The sequence below is a fragment of the Hydrogenophaga sp. genome (genome assembly GCF_025699295.1).
Classification (GTDB): domain Bacteria; phylum Pseudomonadota; class Gammaproteobacteria; order Burkholderiales; family Burkholderiaceae_C; genus Hydrogenophaga.
This window is the reverse complement of record NZ_JAILWB010000004.1, coordinates 1-13481: the sequence shown is the minus strand read 5'-3', so window position 1 is coordinate 13481 and position 13481 is coordinate 1. Positions and strand designations below refer to the sequence as shown.

Here is a 13481-nt window from a genome sequence, read left to right as displayed (position 1 = left end):
GAAAACCAGCGCCGTTGACGCTGCACGTTCCGTCCGGCATATTTGCTCGCGCGTCCGCCTCTGGCGGCGCGGAGCGCCGGGACTTTGCCGAGCGTCCGCGCGGCTTGACCGAAACACCGGACGAAGCCCCACCCGCCATGAGCCATGACCCTTTGTCCGATGTGCTGCGCAGCGTGCGCCTGCGCGGCGCGATCTTTTATTACGTGAGCTTCGACGGCGAATGGGCGGCGGAGACGCCCCCGTCGCCGCAACTCGCCGGTGCGCTCATGCCGGGCGCCGACCACGTGCTGGCCTACCACCTGATGGCCAGGGGAGAGGGCTGGGCCGCTTCCGACGGTCAGGCGCCGGTGCGGCTGGCCACGGGCGACATCGTGATGTTCCCGCGCGGTGACGGCCATGTGATCTCCAGCGCGCCGGGCATGCATGCGATCGCCGATGAGAGCAGCTGGCGCTATGACACACGCAACGACCCCAAGCCGATCGCCGTGGCCTACCACCGCGGTGTGCTGCGCCCCGGCCTGCCCGGCCCCGCCGATGACGCCCGCTCCGTCATCGTGTGCGGCTTCGTGGCCTGTGACATGAAACCCTTCAACCCGCTGATCAACGCCTTGCCACCGCAGCTGCACCTGCGCGCCGGCGCCCTGGGGCCCTGGACGACACAGCTGCTCGACCAGGCCGTGGCCGAATCGCGCGAGCGCCGCGCGGGCAGTGCCGCCGTCCTGGAGCGTGCGAGCGAATTCGTGTTCGTCGATGCGGCGCGGCGCTACCTCGAATCGCTGCCACCGGGCGCGGTCGGGTGGCTGGGCGCGCTGCGGGACCGGCATGTCGGCCAGGCCATTGCCCTGATGCACGAGCGTCCGTCAGAGCCCTGGAGCGTGGAGGAACTGGGGCGGCAGGTCGGGCTCTCGCGCTCGGCCCTGCACGAGCGCTTCGTCGAACTGACCGGGCAGGCGCCGATGCAGTACCTGACGAACTGGCGCATGCAGCTGGGCGCGGGCCTGCTGCGCAAGGGCAACGCCAAGGTGGCCGCCGTCGCGCAGGAAGTGGGCTACGACTCCGAAGCTGCGTTCGCGCGCGCCTTCAAACGCCTGGTGGGCCAGCCACCCGCCGCGTGGCGGCGCGCGCAGACTGGGTGATTTGCCACTTTCGGGCCGGCAAAGCGTCATGGGTGAGCGTCCCGTTCGTGCGGACCGCCCCCTGGAGCCACCACCCATGTCATCCCTTCGCCTGTACCACCACCCCATATCCACGTCGAGCCGTCCGGTGATGATGTTTGTCGCGGAGCACCACCTGCGGATCGACCACCGGGTGGTCGATCTGTTCTCCGGCGAGCAGCACGGCCCGGCATTCACGGCGATCAATCCGAACCAGGCGGTCCCCGTGCTGGAGCACGGCAGTTTTCGGCTGACCGAGTCGTCTGCCATCCTGAAGTACCTCGCGGACCTCGCAAAGTCGGACGCCTACCCGGCCGACATGCAGAAACGCGCACGGGTGAATGAAGCGATGGACTGGTTCAACACCGGTCTGTCGCGCGAGCTGGCCTACGGATTCGCCTACCCGCAGCTGTTCCCGAACCACGGTCGTCCCGGTGCCCAGGCGCAGGCGGACGGGCTGGCGTGGGCGCGGCCGCGCGCAGAGCGCCTGCTCTCGATCCTCGACGCCTCGATGATCGGCCCCGACAGGCGCTTCGTGCTGAGCGAGCGCATCACCCTGGCTGACTACCTGGGGCTGGGCATCGTCACCGTTGGCGAGGCCGCGGGCATGGACTTCGCACCCTGGCCCAACCTGCGGCGCTGGCTGAGCACCATGAAGGCCAGGCCCGCCTACGCGCAGACGCACGCCATCTTCACGGACGCGTTCGGGCATGCACAGACCCGCAGCGCGATGGCCCTGACCGGAGAAGGCGCATGCTGACCAAGATCACCGCGCAGTACCGATGGTTCGAAGGCGCAACGTTCGACCACGCCTACTACGCCACAAAGCACATGAAGATCACGCTCGACGCTGTGAAGGGCTTTGGCCACGTCCGGCTGGAATCCGAGCAGGTGCAGTGGCCGCAGGGCGAGAAAAGCGGACAGGTCGTGGCGGCCACCAGCGTCTATTTTCCGGACATGTCCCGCGCCCAGGCAGCGCTTGCCGCCGCAGGGGATGCGCTGCGGACGGATCTGGTGAACTACACCAACATCCGCCCCGAGATGCGCATCGCGCAGGTCAGTTCACATCAACCAGCTTCCTGGCAATTCGGACCGGCCGGCTGACACTTGGCGACTTCCACGCTGTCGTAGTCCAGCACCTGCCCTTGCCGGGAGAGCGCCACCCGGCAGCACTGCACGAACTCCTCGCGCAGCAGGCGGCGACCGCGGCTGGCCCGCGTCTTCACCGCCGACAGCGACAGGCCTTGCTGCTCGGCCACCTTCTGCAGCGGCAGGCCATCAAGATCCGCGGCGATGACAGTGTCGCGGTAGGTGCCAGGCAGGCGCCCGGCCACGGTGCGCAGGCAACTGGCGAGTTCGATCACCGCCGCGTCGTCTTCGTCCGGCTCCGCGTCGGCCAGTTCGTCGGGCAGTTCATCGGTCGGGCGGTGCCGCCGGTGGTGGTCCATGGCGGCGTTGCGCGCCACCGCGTACAGCCAGCCGGTCATGTTCTGTGGCGCCCGAGCCTCGTCGCGCGCGGCCGCCAGCGCCTTGATGACGACATCGTGCAACAGGTCTTCCGCGACCTGGGCGTCACCCGTGTGCTTGCGCAGAAAGGCCAGCAGCGCGTGCCGCAACTCGGCGTACAGCTCGGCCACCTGGCGTTCTGATTCGGTCATGGGTGGTTCTCCGGAGAAACGGGGCGCGGTGCGCATCGACGGCGCGCGCGCACGGCTGACTGGCAGGGAGCAACAGGCGCGATTGTGGCGCCAGCGCAGACAAGCGGGTGACGCAAAGACGTCCGCGGGCGCCCAGGGTGGCAAAAAATGCGACTTCCGGCGCGCCGGCGCGTCTGTGCTGGCGTGACCCTTCCGACCCAACCTCACCAGGAGAAAGCCATGTCCCGTTCCCACGCCCCGGCGCGCAGCAGCCTGCCCTGCTGCGCCACCGTCATCCGCACACGCGGCACCAGCCCGGTGGCCCGCCTCACCCGCTGGTTCGACGAGCTGATGGACCGGCTGGTGGCCTGGCGCTGCCGCCGGCATGAGGCCTGGCTTCGGCGTGGCTGGCCAAAGCTCCCCTTCTGAACCCTCACCGCGCGACCCGGTGATGTTCATGGGCGCGGATCGGCTTCGCTCGCAAAGAGTGCGGGCAGAAAGCGCTCGAACTGCCCGACTTCCTCGACATTGTGGCGGATCCAGGCCCGGGCTCGTTCGGCATCGAAGACGAAGCGGCGCATCAGGGCGTTGAGCGGCCGGGCCCAGGGCGAGGCAAAGCCCACCGTCAGGCTGTTGACGTAGCGTGTACCGCCCGCCACCGGCTCGAAGCGGTAGTCCATGGCGGCTACCCGCAGGCCGTGCCAGCGCGGCCGGTGCCCGAAGCCCTGTTCGTCAAGCCGCACGATGTCGCTGAGCGCGTCTACCCGGTGGCGGGGGTTGCCGCCGAACACCTCGACGATGTGCAGCTGCGCACCCACGCCGACACTGCCGTCGGCCAGGCGCCGCGTGTACGAGACCTGGACATGGTCCCGGGGGTGCCACACGTGGTAACGCGACAGGCGCTGGCCTTCGAAGTCCATCTCGCCCTCAAGGTGGCGGAACCACCAGTCGAGCATGGGCGGTGTGACGCCCCGCAGGGTGTCGTGCTCGATCCAGCAGCGCAGGCGGCCGTCCGGCAGCACCTCGACGCCACTGCGCGCGCTGTCGACGGATTTGGGATGCCATGGGATGGTCATGCGGGGCCTCACGGGAACTGCACAAAGGGACCGGCCGGCGTCTTGCCCGGCGGCAGCCAGGCGGGCGCGGGTTCGCCGGCCGGCCCCGCGGCCTGGATGTAGCGGTAGATGGCGCTCAGATCGGTGTCGGACATGGCGCGCAGATTGAACCACGGCATGGGTGGCCGTGGCTCCATGGCGCGGGCATGGGCGAGCCACTGCGCTTCGGTGATGCGGGCAAAGTAGAGCCGCAGGTTGGTGGCGTAGGTGGTGCCCCAGGGGCCTCTCCAGCCCAGGCTGTCACCGGTCAGCCACTGCGTCTCGGCCACACGGCCGGCCGACGCCATGTAGCCCGGCGTGTGGCAGTCGTTGCAGCCGGTGGTCTGCACCAAGTAGCGCCCCAGTGCTACGGCGTCGCGCGGGCGTTCGGGTGCCGGGGGCGCCTTGGGTGTCTGCGCCAGCACCCCGCAAACCGCGAGGCCCGCGGCAATGGTGATGGCAAGGGCGAACTGCCTTGTTGTTTTCATGGTGTGCTCCAGATGAGGGATGGGCACCCGGCACGGCCGGCCGGGCTTGCGCGCAGGTGCATCGACCTGCGCAGGGAAAGACGCCCCCGCACGCCCAGGGTGGCAGAAGCCCATGCGGTCACACGGCCTGCCACCTCGGCCCGCGTCGTGCGTCTATCCCTGTGAACACTCTGCTTCCGCCACCGCCACAGGACACCCCATGACGCGCACTCCGACCCGGCTGCATCACCACTGCCCCGCAAGGGCTCGGCTTGACGCATTGGCTGGGTCTCGCTATATTCCTTCGCAATTCTACGAATTACGAACAAACCACATGGTCAAGACCCGCTGCGCGCCGTCGACGGTTGACAAAGAGCTCGACGCCGAAGAACTCGCCCTGCTGCTCAAGGCACTGGCGCACCCGGCGCGCATCCGCCTGCTGCAGCATCTGGCGCATCACGGCACCTGCTACTTCGGCAACCTGTCGGATGTGGTGGAACTGGCACCGTCCACCACCTCGCAACACGTCAAGGTGCTCAAGGACGCGGGGTTGGTGCTGGGTTCGGCCGAGGAGCAGCGCACCTGCTACTGCGTCAACCCGGATCGTGTCGCCGTGCTCAAACGGCTGGTCGAGGCGCTCTGAGCGGAGCGATTTTCCGGGTTCATTAATTCGTTCATCGACGAAATACGAAGGAGCTACATCATGGCCGTTTCACCCATCTCCCCATCCCCGGTGGCTGTCATCGGCGCCGGCCCGGTCGGCCTGGCCGCGGCGGCCCATCTGCTGCAGCGCGGCCTGCCCGTCGTCGTGCTGGAAGCGGGCGACAGCGTGGCCGCCCACCTGGGCAGCTACCGGCATGTGCGGCTGTTCTCGCCCTGGCGCTACAACGTCGACCGCGCGGCGCGCGCGCTGCTGGATGCAGCGGGCTGGGTGGCACCCGACGCCGACGCCCTGCCGACGGCGGGCGAACTGGTGGACCACTACCTGGCCCCGCTGGCGCGCACCCCGGCCCTGGCACCGCACATCCGGTTCGGTACGCGTGTGATGGCCGTGTCGCGCGACGGCTTCGACAAGGCAAGGACCGCGGGCCGCGAACACGCCGACTTCGTGCTGCAGGTCCAGTCCGCCGAAGGCTTGCGCGAACTGCGGGCCCGCGCGGTGATCGACGCCTCGGGCACCTGGTCGCAGCCGAACCCGCTGGGCGTGCACGGTCTGCCCGTGCCGGGCGAGGCGGGGACGCGCACGCACATCGTGCACGGCATGCCCGATGTGCTGGGCACGCAGCGCAGCCGCTACGCCGGGCGCAAGGTGCTGGTGGTGGGTGCCGGCCATTCGGCCGCGGGCAACCTGCTGGCCCTGGCCACCCTCGCCGAGCAGGAGCCCGGCACCCGCGTGGCCTGGGCGGTGCGGGGCAAGGACCTGCGCAGGCTCTTCGGTGGCGGCGAGAACGATGGACTGCCCGCTCGCGGTGAACTGGGCGTGCGCATGCGCACCCTGGTCGAACAGGGGCGGCTGGAGCTGCACCTGGGCTTCGGCATCCGCGAGGTGGTCGCAGGCCCCCAGGGTTTGAGTGTCTTCGCGGTGGACGCCAGCAAGGCCGCGATCGAAGGCATCGACGAGATCATCGCCGCCACCGGTGCCCGGCCCGACCTCGGCATCGCGCGGGAACTGCGCCTGCGGCTGGACCCGTGGCTGGAGAGCACCGACGCGCTGGCTCCCCTGATCGACCCCAACGTGCACAGCTGCGGCACGGTGCGCCCGCACGGACACCGCGAGCTGGCGCACCCGGAACCGGGCTTCTACGCGATCGGCGCCAAAAGCTACGGCCGCGCACCCAACTTCCTGCTGGCCACCGGCTACGAACAGGCGCGCTCGGTGGTGGCCGCGCTCGCGGGCGACTGGCGCGCGGCCGACGACGTGCGGCTCGAACTGCCGCAGACCGGTGTGTGCTCGGTGGACTTCGCGACCTCCGCGCCCGCGGTCTCCGACGCGGCCTGCTGCGGCGGGCCGGCCCAGGCCGACAGCAGCGCCTGCTGCGCGCTCGACGAGTCGAGCAAGGCCGAGGGCAAGACAGGTTGCGGGTGTGGCGCGAAGGTGGCGATAGCGCCACCCGATGTAGCCGCAACACCGGCGAAGTCATCCACAGGCTGTTGCGGGTGAACGGGTCCGGCCTGTCACCGGCTTTTCACACAGCCTGCAGATGATCCGCGGTGATTCATCCACCCACGGTCATTGCCATGCCCCACGACAACATCCGCCCCAGCGCCCGGTTCAACGACGAAGACTCCAACACCAGCCCCAACCCGGGCTTCGACAGCGTGCTCGACGCGCGCCTGAGCCGGCGCGGTCTGCTGCGCGGCAGTGCCGCTCTCGGAGGTGCTGCAGCCCTCGGTGGTTGCGCCACCATGGCGGGCCCTGCCGCCCCGGTCAGCGCGCTTGGCTTCGCACCTGTGGCCAGGACCCTGGCTGACCAAGTCACCGTGCCGGCGGGCTACACAGCGCGCGTGATCTACGCCCTGGGCGACCCGCTCACCGCCGCCACGCCGGCTTTCAGCAACGACGGCACCGACGTGGACTACGGCAACCGCGCGGGTGACCACCACGACGGCATCGAGTGGTTCGGCATGGACGCGGCCGGCCAACCCTCCGACAGCTTCGCCTCACGCGGGCTGCTGGCCATGAACCACGAGGCCACCACCGACGAGAAGCTCAGTTCCTTCTTCATCCACGCCAACGGCGGCACGGCCTCCCTGCCCCGCCCCGCGGCCGAGATCGACAAGGAACTCATGATCCACGGCATTTCGGTGGTGGAGGTGCAGACGGATGGCAAGGCCTGGGCCACGAAACCGGGCTCTGCCTTCAACCGCCGCATCACCACGATGACGCCCGTGGCCATTCACGGTCCGGCGCGTGGCAGCGAGCACCTGATGACGAAGTACAGCCCCGACGGCACACAGGCGCGCGGCACGCTCAACAACTGCGGCACCGGCCGCACGCCCTGGGGCACCTTCATCTCGGGCGAAGAGAACTGGTTCGGCTACTTCTTCCGCGACGCGAAGGACGATGACGCACGCAAGAAGGACAAACAGGTGCAGGCCCTCAACCGCTACGGCCGCAAGGCCGGCGCGGCCAGCCGCCACGGCTGGGAAAGCGGCGGCACGGCCGACACCTACGCGCGCTGGAACAACAGCGCTGTGGGCACCAGCGCGAAGGACGACTTTCGCAACGAGATGAACACCTTCGGTTACATCGTCGAGATCGACCCCTACGACAAGTCACAGGCCCTGCGCAAGCGCACGGCGCTGGGCCGCCTGGGTCACGAGAACGCGACCTTCGCGCGTGCGGTGGCCGGCCAGCCGGTAGTGGCCTACATGGGCGACGACGCGCGCGGCGAGTACATCTACAAGTTCGTCTCGACCGCGAAGTGGGATCCGGCCGACGCCCGCCCGGCCAACCGCCTGGCCGCCGGCGACAAGTACCTCGACAAAGGCACGCTGTACGTGGCGCGCTTCAAGGCCGACGGCAGCGGCGAGTGGCTGGAACTGTCCATGAACAACCCGGTGATTGCCGGCAGCTCGTACTTCGAGTTCAGGAACGAGGCCGACATCGCGGTCTTTACCCGCCTGGCCGCCGATGCCGTGGGCGCCACGAAGATGGACCGCCCGGAATGGGGCGGCGTGAACCCGAAGAACGGTGAGGTCTACATCACGCTCACCAACAACAGCGCGCGCACGCCTGCCACCACCGACGCCGCCAACCCGCGCGCCTACGTCGACATGAAGGGCAGCAAGGAGCAGAAGGGCAACGTCAACGGGCACATCGTTCGCCTGGCCGAGAAGCAGCCCGCCGACGCGGCCTTCCTGTGGGACATCTACCTGTTCGCCGCGCAGGCCGACGCCGACAAGACCACGGTGAACCTGTCGAATCTGAGCGACGGGAACGACCTGTCCTCGCCCGACGGCCTGGTGTTCAGCCAGGCCACCGGCGTGTGCTGGATCCAGACCGACGACGGCGCCTACACCGACACGACCAACTGCATGCTGCTCGCCGCCCTGCCCGGCCAGCGCGGCGACGGCGCCAGCAGGACGCTGTCCTATGGCGACAAGAAGGTGACCACGCACGTGGGCAGGCCGCAGACCGCAGCCACGCTCAAGCGCTTCCTCGTCGGTCCGAAAGGGGCCGAGATCACCGGCATCACCGAAACACCCGACGGTCGCGCGATCTTCGTGAACATCCAGCACGCGGGCGAAAACACGAAAATGAGCGACGTGAACGACCCGTCGAAGTACGAGAGCCAGTGGCCGTCGAACGCCGGCTACGGCGCCGGCAAGCGCCCGCGCTCGGCGACCATCGTCATCACGAAAAACGATGGTGGCGTGATCGGCACCTGAGGGTCAGGTGATCGGCGTGAGCTTGGCCACGCTGAGCGCCAGCCACTTGGTTCCGTGGCGCGTGAAGCTGACCTGCGCGCGGGCGTCGTCGCCCGCGCCCTCCACCGCCAGCACCTTGCCTTCGCCGAACTTGTTGTGGAACACGGCCAGGCCGGCATGAATGTCGGTGCCGCGGTCGGGCTCGGGCGCGTTCTGGCCCAGGCCCTTGGGGTCGCCGCGTTCCTTGAAGCCCGGTGACCACGCAGGTTGCAAGGCGGCTGGTGCACCGAAGGCGCGCCGCCCGTTCTGCCACTGGCCGCCTCCGCCGCCGGGTGCGCTCCACGCGGGTTGTTGTGGTGTGAGCCACTTCAGGCAGGCCTCGGGCAGTTCGTCGAAGAAGCGGCTCTTGAGGTTGTAGCGCGTCTGCCCGTGCAGCATGCGGGTCTGCGAATGGCTCAGGTACAGGCGCTTGCGCGCGCGCGTGATCGCCACGTACATCAGGCGGCGCTCTTCTTCGAGGCTGGCGCGGTCGCTCATGGAATTCTCGTGCGGGAACAGGCCCTCTTCCATGCCGGTGATGAACACGCAGTCGAACTCCAGGCCCTTGGCCGCGTGCACCGTCATCAGCTGCACCGCGTCCTGCCCGGCCTGGGCCTGGTTGTCACCGGACTCGAGCGCGGCGTGCGTGAGGAAGGCGGCGAGCGGGCTGAGGGTTTCGCCGGTTTCAGGCTCCACAAAATCCGTTCGCCCTGAGCTCGTCGAAGGGCTTGCGGGGTCTTCGACAAGCTCAGACCGAACGGATGCGGGTTCCTTCGAAGGATCCAGCCCCTGGCTCGCCGGGCTTTGTGTCAGCGGCTTGCCCAGCTCGTCCACCGGCAGCGCCACCGCATCGCGGCCGAAGCCTTCGATGCTCACGAAGCTCTCGGCCGCGTTCACCAGTTCCTCCAGGTTCTCCACCCGGTCCTGCCCTTCGCGCTCGGCGCGGTAGTGCTCGACGAGCCCGCTGTGCGCGAGCACCAGTTCGATGATCTCGCGCAGCGTGCTGCCCTCGGTCTGCTCGCGCACGATGTCGAGCTTGGCGACAAAGGCACCGATGGCCACGCCGGCGCGGCCGGTGACCGCGCTCACCGCGTCGTGCAGCGAGCAGCCCGAGGCGCGCGCCACGTCCTGCAGCTGTTCGATGCTGCGCGCGCCGATGCCGCGCGGCGGGAAGTTCACCACGCGCAGGAAGCTGGTGTCGTCGTGCGGGTTCTCCAGCAGGCGCAGGTAGGCCAGCGCGTGCTTGATCTCGGCGCGTTCGAAGAAGCGCAGGCCACCGTACACGCGGTAGGGCATGCCGGCGTTGAACAGCGCGGTTTCCACCACGCGGCTTTGCGCGTTGCTGCGGTAGAGCACGGCCATTTCGCTGCGCGGCACGTCCTCGCGCGCGAGCTGCTTCATCTCGTCGACCATCCACTGCGCCTCGGCGAAGTCGCTGGTGGCTTCGAACACGCGCACCGGCTCGCCCGCGCCCTCGTCGGTGCGCAGGTTCTTGCCCAGGCGACTCGTGTTGTGGCTGATGAGCTGGTTGGCCGAGTCGAGGATGTTGCTGGCGCTGCGGTAGTTCTGTTCCAGCTTGATCTGGTGGCGCACGTTGAACTCGCGCACGAAGTCGGCCATGTTGCCCACGCGCGCGCCGCGAAAGGCGTAGATGCTCTGGTCGTCGTCGCCCACGGCGAACACCGCATTGCCCGAAGCCGGCAGGCCTTCGAGTGGCGGCGTGCTGAACATCTTGATCCAGGCGTACTGCAGGCGGTTGGTGTCCTGGAACTCGTCGATCAGGATGTGGCGGAAGCGCCGCTGGTAGTGCTCGCGCACCGGGTCGTTGTCGCGCAGCACCTCGTAGCTGCGCAGCATGAGTTCACCGAAGTCCACCACGCCCTCGCGCTGGCACTGCTCTTCGTAGAGCGCATAGAGCTCGACCTTCTTGAGCGTTTCCGCGTCGCGCGCGACCACGTCGCGCGGGCGCTGGCCGTCTTCCTTGCAGCCGCTGATGAAGTACTGCACCTGTTTCGGGGGGTAGCGCTCGTCGTCCACGTTGAACTGCTTGCACAGGCGCTTGATGGCCGAGAGCTGGTCCTGCGTGTCCAGGATCTGGAAAGTGGCGGGCAGGTTGGCCAGCTTGTGGTGCGCGCGCAGAAATCGGTTGCACAGGCCGTGGAAGGTGCCGATCCACATGCCGCGCACGTTCACCGGCAGCATGGCCGACAGGCGCGTCATCATTTCCCTGGCCGCCTTGTTGGTGAAGGTGACGGCCAGGATGCCACCGGGCGTGACCTGCCCGGTCTGCAGCAGCCAGGCGATGCGCGTGGTGAGCACCCGCGTCTTGCCCGAACCGGCGCCCGCCAGGATGAGCGCATGCTCGGGCGGCAGCGCCACGGCGGCAGCCTGCTCGGCATTGAGGCCCGCGAGCAGCGGGGACGGGGCAACGGGGTCTTCAAACAGCATGCAGCGATTGTAGGAAGCGCACCGGCCCACGGTTGCACATACAGACTCCCGTATACACCTCATACTCAAAGGGCCAGGTACGCCGGAAACCCTTCCGCGCCCGGGGCGCCTACAATCGGGCACCGGGCCCAAGCTTCTTGCGCCCGGTTTTTTGTTGGCGCTCCACCGCCAGCACGACCGGCCAGACCAAGCGCTCTCTTCGTTCCTCAACGACCTTTCTGGAGCCTGGTTCTCAAAATGGAAATCTTCGACTACGACAACGTCCTGCTGCTGCCACGCAAGTGCCGCGTGGAAAGCCGATCGGAATGCGACGCCAGCGTGGAACTCGGCGGGCGCAAATTCCGCCTGCCGGTGGTGCCGGCCAACATGAAAACGGTGGTGGACGAGTCCATCTGCGCCTGGCTGGCGCGCAACGGCTACTTCTATGTCATGCACCGCTTCGACCTGGACAACGTGCAGTTCGTGCGCGACATGCGCGCAGCCGACGCGTTCGCCTCCATCTCACTGGGTGTGAAGACACCCGACTACGCCACGGTGGATCAGCTGGTGGCCGAGGGCCTGGCGCCCGAATACATCACCATCGACATTGCGCACGGTCACGCCGACAGCGTGAAGAACATGATCGGCTACCTCAAGAACAAGCTGCCCATGTCTTTCGTGATCGCAGGGAACGTGGCCACGCCCGAGGCAGTGATCGACCTGGAGAACTGGGGTGCGGACGCGACCAAGGTCGGCGTGGGCCCGGGCAAGGTCTGCATCACCAAGCTCAAGACCGGTTTCGGCACCGGCGGCTGGCAGCTCAGCGCGCTCAAGTGGTGCGCGCGCGTGGCGACCAAGCCCATCATTGCCGACGGCGGCATCCGCAGCCACGGCGACATCGCCAAGAGCGTGCGCTTTGGTGCGTCGATGGTGATGATCGGTTCCCTGTTCGCGGGGCACGAGGAATCGCCCGGCAAGACGGTCGAGGTCGACGGTGCGCTCTACAAGGAGTACTACGGCTCGGCCAGCGACTTCAACAAGGGTGAGTACAAGCACGTGGAGGGCAAGCGCATCCTGGAGCCGATCAAGGGCACGCTGGCGGGCACGCTGGTGGAGATGGAGCAGGACGTGCAAAGCTCGATCAGCTATGCGGGCGGAACGAAGCTGATGGACATCCGCAAGGTGAACTACGTGATCCTGGGCGGGGACAACGCGGGTGAGCATCTGTTGATGTAACGTCCCTCGGGTCTTGGGTATTTCGCGCCACCACCTCGCGGGCCCGGGGTGGCCGGTACAGCAGGAGAGAAAAACCTCAGACCCCGAGCAACCCACGCACCATCCTGTGCAAGCGCTGCTTCGGATCGGCCAGCGCGTCCACGATGCTGAAGTGGTTGAGTCCCTTCAGTTCCTCGCACACCGGCACCACCCCCTCGCCCCAGGCCTGCTGGATCAGGCGGTTGTGGCGCAGGAACTCGTCGCTCTCCAGCGCACCCACCACGGCGCTGAGCTGGCCCCGGCCTTGCGGGCGCACAGGCGGCGCAGGCAGACGCGCCGGACTCGCCATGGCCACCTGTTGCGGCGTGAGATGCAGTGATGCCTGCACCGACGGCGTGTGCATGACGGGTTCGAGGTCGAACAGGCCCGACATGGCCAGCGCGTTCTTCACCAGGGACACCGGCAGGTCGTCGCCCACGCGCGTCCAGTCGCAGGCCAGCATCATGGCCGCCAGGTGGCCGCCGGCCGAATGCCCCACCACCGTGATGCGGTCCGGGTCGCCGCCGTGCGCGCCGATGTGGCGGACCACCCAGGCCAGGGCCTGCACCATCTGCAGCGTGATCTGGGGAATGGTCACCGCCGGGCACAGTGCGTAGTTGGGTACCACCACGCAGGCACCGCGCTGCACGAACGGCGGCGCGATGAACGAGTGGTCGGACTTGTCCAGGCTGCGCCACCAGCCGCCATGAATGAACACCAGCACCGGCGCGGGCGGCGAGCCCGGCTTGCGCTGCGCGGGAAAGACGTCCAGCGTCTCGCCCGCGCCGTGTCCGTAGCTCACGTCGATCAGGGCGCGGCCGCTCTGGCGCGCCACCGCGGAGTCCCGCGCCCAGCGCTCGAAATGCACGGGGTGCTCGGGCACACGGGCGCGGTTGTTGTACTCGCGCTCAAGCCAGGCAGGGTCGAAGCGGGGAGAGCTTTTCATGGTGGCGCATTGTGTCATGGGGTCTTTCGATCTGCGGCCAACACCGACGGGGGTATTACCTGTATTCTGTATACGGAGTTCAGATTCCACGC

13 protein-coding genes are annotated in these 13481 nt (G+C 68.1%); 8 read left to right on the top strand and 5 right to left on the bottom strand.

The features are described 5' to 3' along the window. The first annotated feature begins 137 nt into the window (after positions 1–137). From K5880_RS04605 to K5880_RS04595, 3 genes are all read left to right on the top strand, one after another. Positions 138–1136, top strand: coding sequence for an AraC family transcriptional regulator (locus tag K5880_RS04605; protein ID WP_297649277.1), 999 nt, complete (start codon positions 138–140; stop codon positions 1134–1136). Positions 1137–1212: 76 nt separating this feature from the next. After that, positions 1213–1914, top strand: a complete 702-nt coding sequence (locus K5880_RS04600) for a glutathione S-transferase family protein (RefSeq protein ID WP_297649275.1) — start codon at positions 1213–1215, stop codon at positions 1912–1914. Then, a complete protein-coding gene (locus K5880_RS04595) occupies positions 1908–2258 on the top strand; it encodes an EthD family reductase (RefSeq protein ID WP_297649273.1) in 351 nt (116 codons plus the stop codon). The genes K5880_RS04600 and K5880_RS04595 overlap by 7 nt, the downstream gene beginning before the upstream one ends. On the opposite strand, the gene K5880_RS04590 is transcribed toward K5880_RS04595, so the two are convergent. After that, positions 2222–2812 (bottom strand): sigma-70 family RNA polymerase sigma factor, encoded by a 591-nt coding sequence (locus tag K5880_RS04590; RefSeq protein WP_297649271.1) that lies wholly within the window; start codon positions 2810–2812, stop codon positions 2222–2224. The genes K5880_RS04595 and K5880_RS04590 overlap by 37 nt on opposite strands. A gap of 219 nt (positions 2813–3031) precedes the next feature. Between K5880_RS04590 and K5880_RS04585 the strand changes: the two genes are divergently transcribed. Continuing rightward, positions 3032–3220: a hypothetical protein gene (locus tag K5880_RS04585; protein WP_297649269.1), complete on the top strand. Its 189-nt coding sequence runs from the start codon at positions 3032–3034 to the stop codon at positions 3218–3220. A 26-nt stretch (positions 3221–3246) separates the two neighbouring features. On the opposite strand, the gene K5880_RS04580 is transcribed toward K5880_RS04585, so the two are convergent. Together K5880_RS04580 and K5880_RS04575 are read right to left on the bottom strand one after the other, a co-directional pair. Beyond that, complete coding sequence (locus K5880_RS04580; protein WP_297649267.1) at positions 3247–3867, bottom strand: hypothetical protein; 621 nt, start codon at positions 3865–3867, stop codon at positions 3247–3249. A gap of 8 nt (positions 3868–3875) precedes the next feature. Continuing rightward, positions 3876–4373: a hypothetical protein gene (locus tag K5880_RS04575; RefSeq protein ID WP_297649265.1), complete on the bottom strand. Its 498-nt coding sequence runs from the start codon at positions 4371–4373 to the stop codon at positions 3876–3878. 313 nt (positions 4374–4686) lie between these two features. Between K5880_RS04575 and K5880_RS04570 the strand changes: the two genes are divergently transcribed. The 3 genes from K5880_RS04570 to K5880_RS04560 all read left to right on the top strand — a co-directional run bounded on the left by K5880_RS04570 (position 4687) and on the right by K5880_RS04560 (position 8744). Beyond that, complete coding sequence (locus K5880_RS04570) at positions 4687–4995, top strand: metalloregulator ArsR/SmtB family transcription factor (protein WP_297649263.1); 309 nt, start codon at positions 4687–4689, stop codon at positions 4993–4995. Between the two features lie 60 nt (positions 4996–5055). Then, positions 5056–6513 carry an FAD-dependent oxidoreductase gene (locus K5880_RS04565; RefSeq protein ID WP_297649261.1) on the top strand — a complete coding sequence of 486 codons (1458 nt, stop codon included), beginning with the start codon at positions 5056–5058 and terminating at the stop codon, positions 6511–6513. A gap of 77 nt (positions 6514–6590) precedes the next feature. Continuing rightward, positions 6591–8744, top strand: a complete 2154-nt coding sequence (locus K5880_RS04560) for a PhoX family phosphatase (RefSeq protein WP_297649259.1) — start codon at positions 6591–6593, stop codon at positions 8742–8744. A 3-nt stretch (positions 8745–8747) separates the two neighbouring features. Here K5880_RS04560 and K5880_RS04555 read toward each other — a convergent pair whose 3' ends face one another. Further along, positions 8748–11210, bottom strand: coding sequence for a UvrD-helicase domain-containing protein (locus K5880_RS04555; protein ID WP_297649257.1), 2463 nt, complete (start codon positions 11208–11210; stop codon positions 8748–8750). A 237-nt stretch (positions 11211–11447) separates the two neighbouring features. On the opposite strand from K5880_RS04555, the gene K5880_RS04550 reads away from it, so the two are divergent. Beyond that, positions 11448–12425 (top strand): GMP reductase, encoded by a 978-nt coding sequence (locus K5880_RS04550; protein WP_297649255.1) that lies wholly within the window; start codon positions 11448–11450, stop codon positions 12423–12425. Positions 12426–12501: 76 nt separating this feature from the next. On the opposite strand, the gene K5880_RS04545 is transcribed toward K5880_RS04550, so the two are convergent. Then, positions 12502–13389, bottom strand: coding sequence for an alpha/beta hydrolase (locus K5880_RS04545; protein ID WP_297649253.1), 888 nt, complete (start codon positions 13387–13389; stop codon positions 12502–12504). Positions 13390–13481 lie beyond the last annotated feature (92 nt).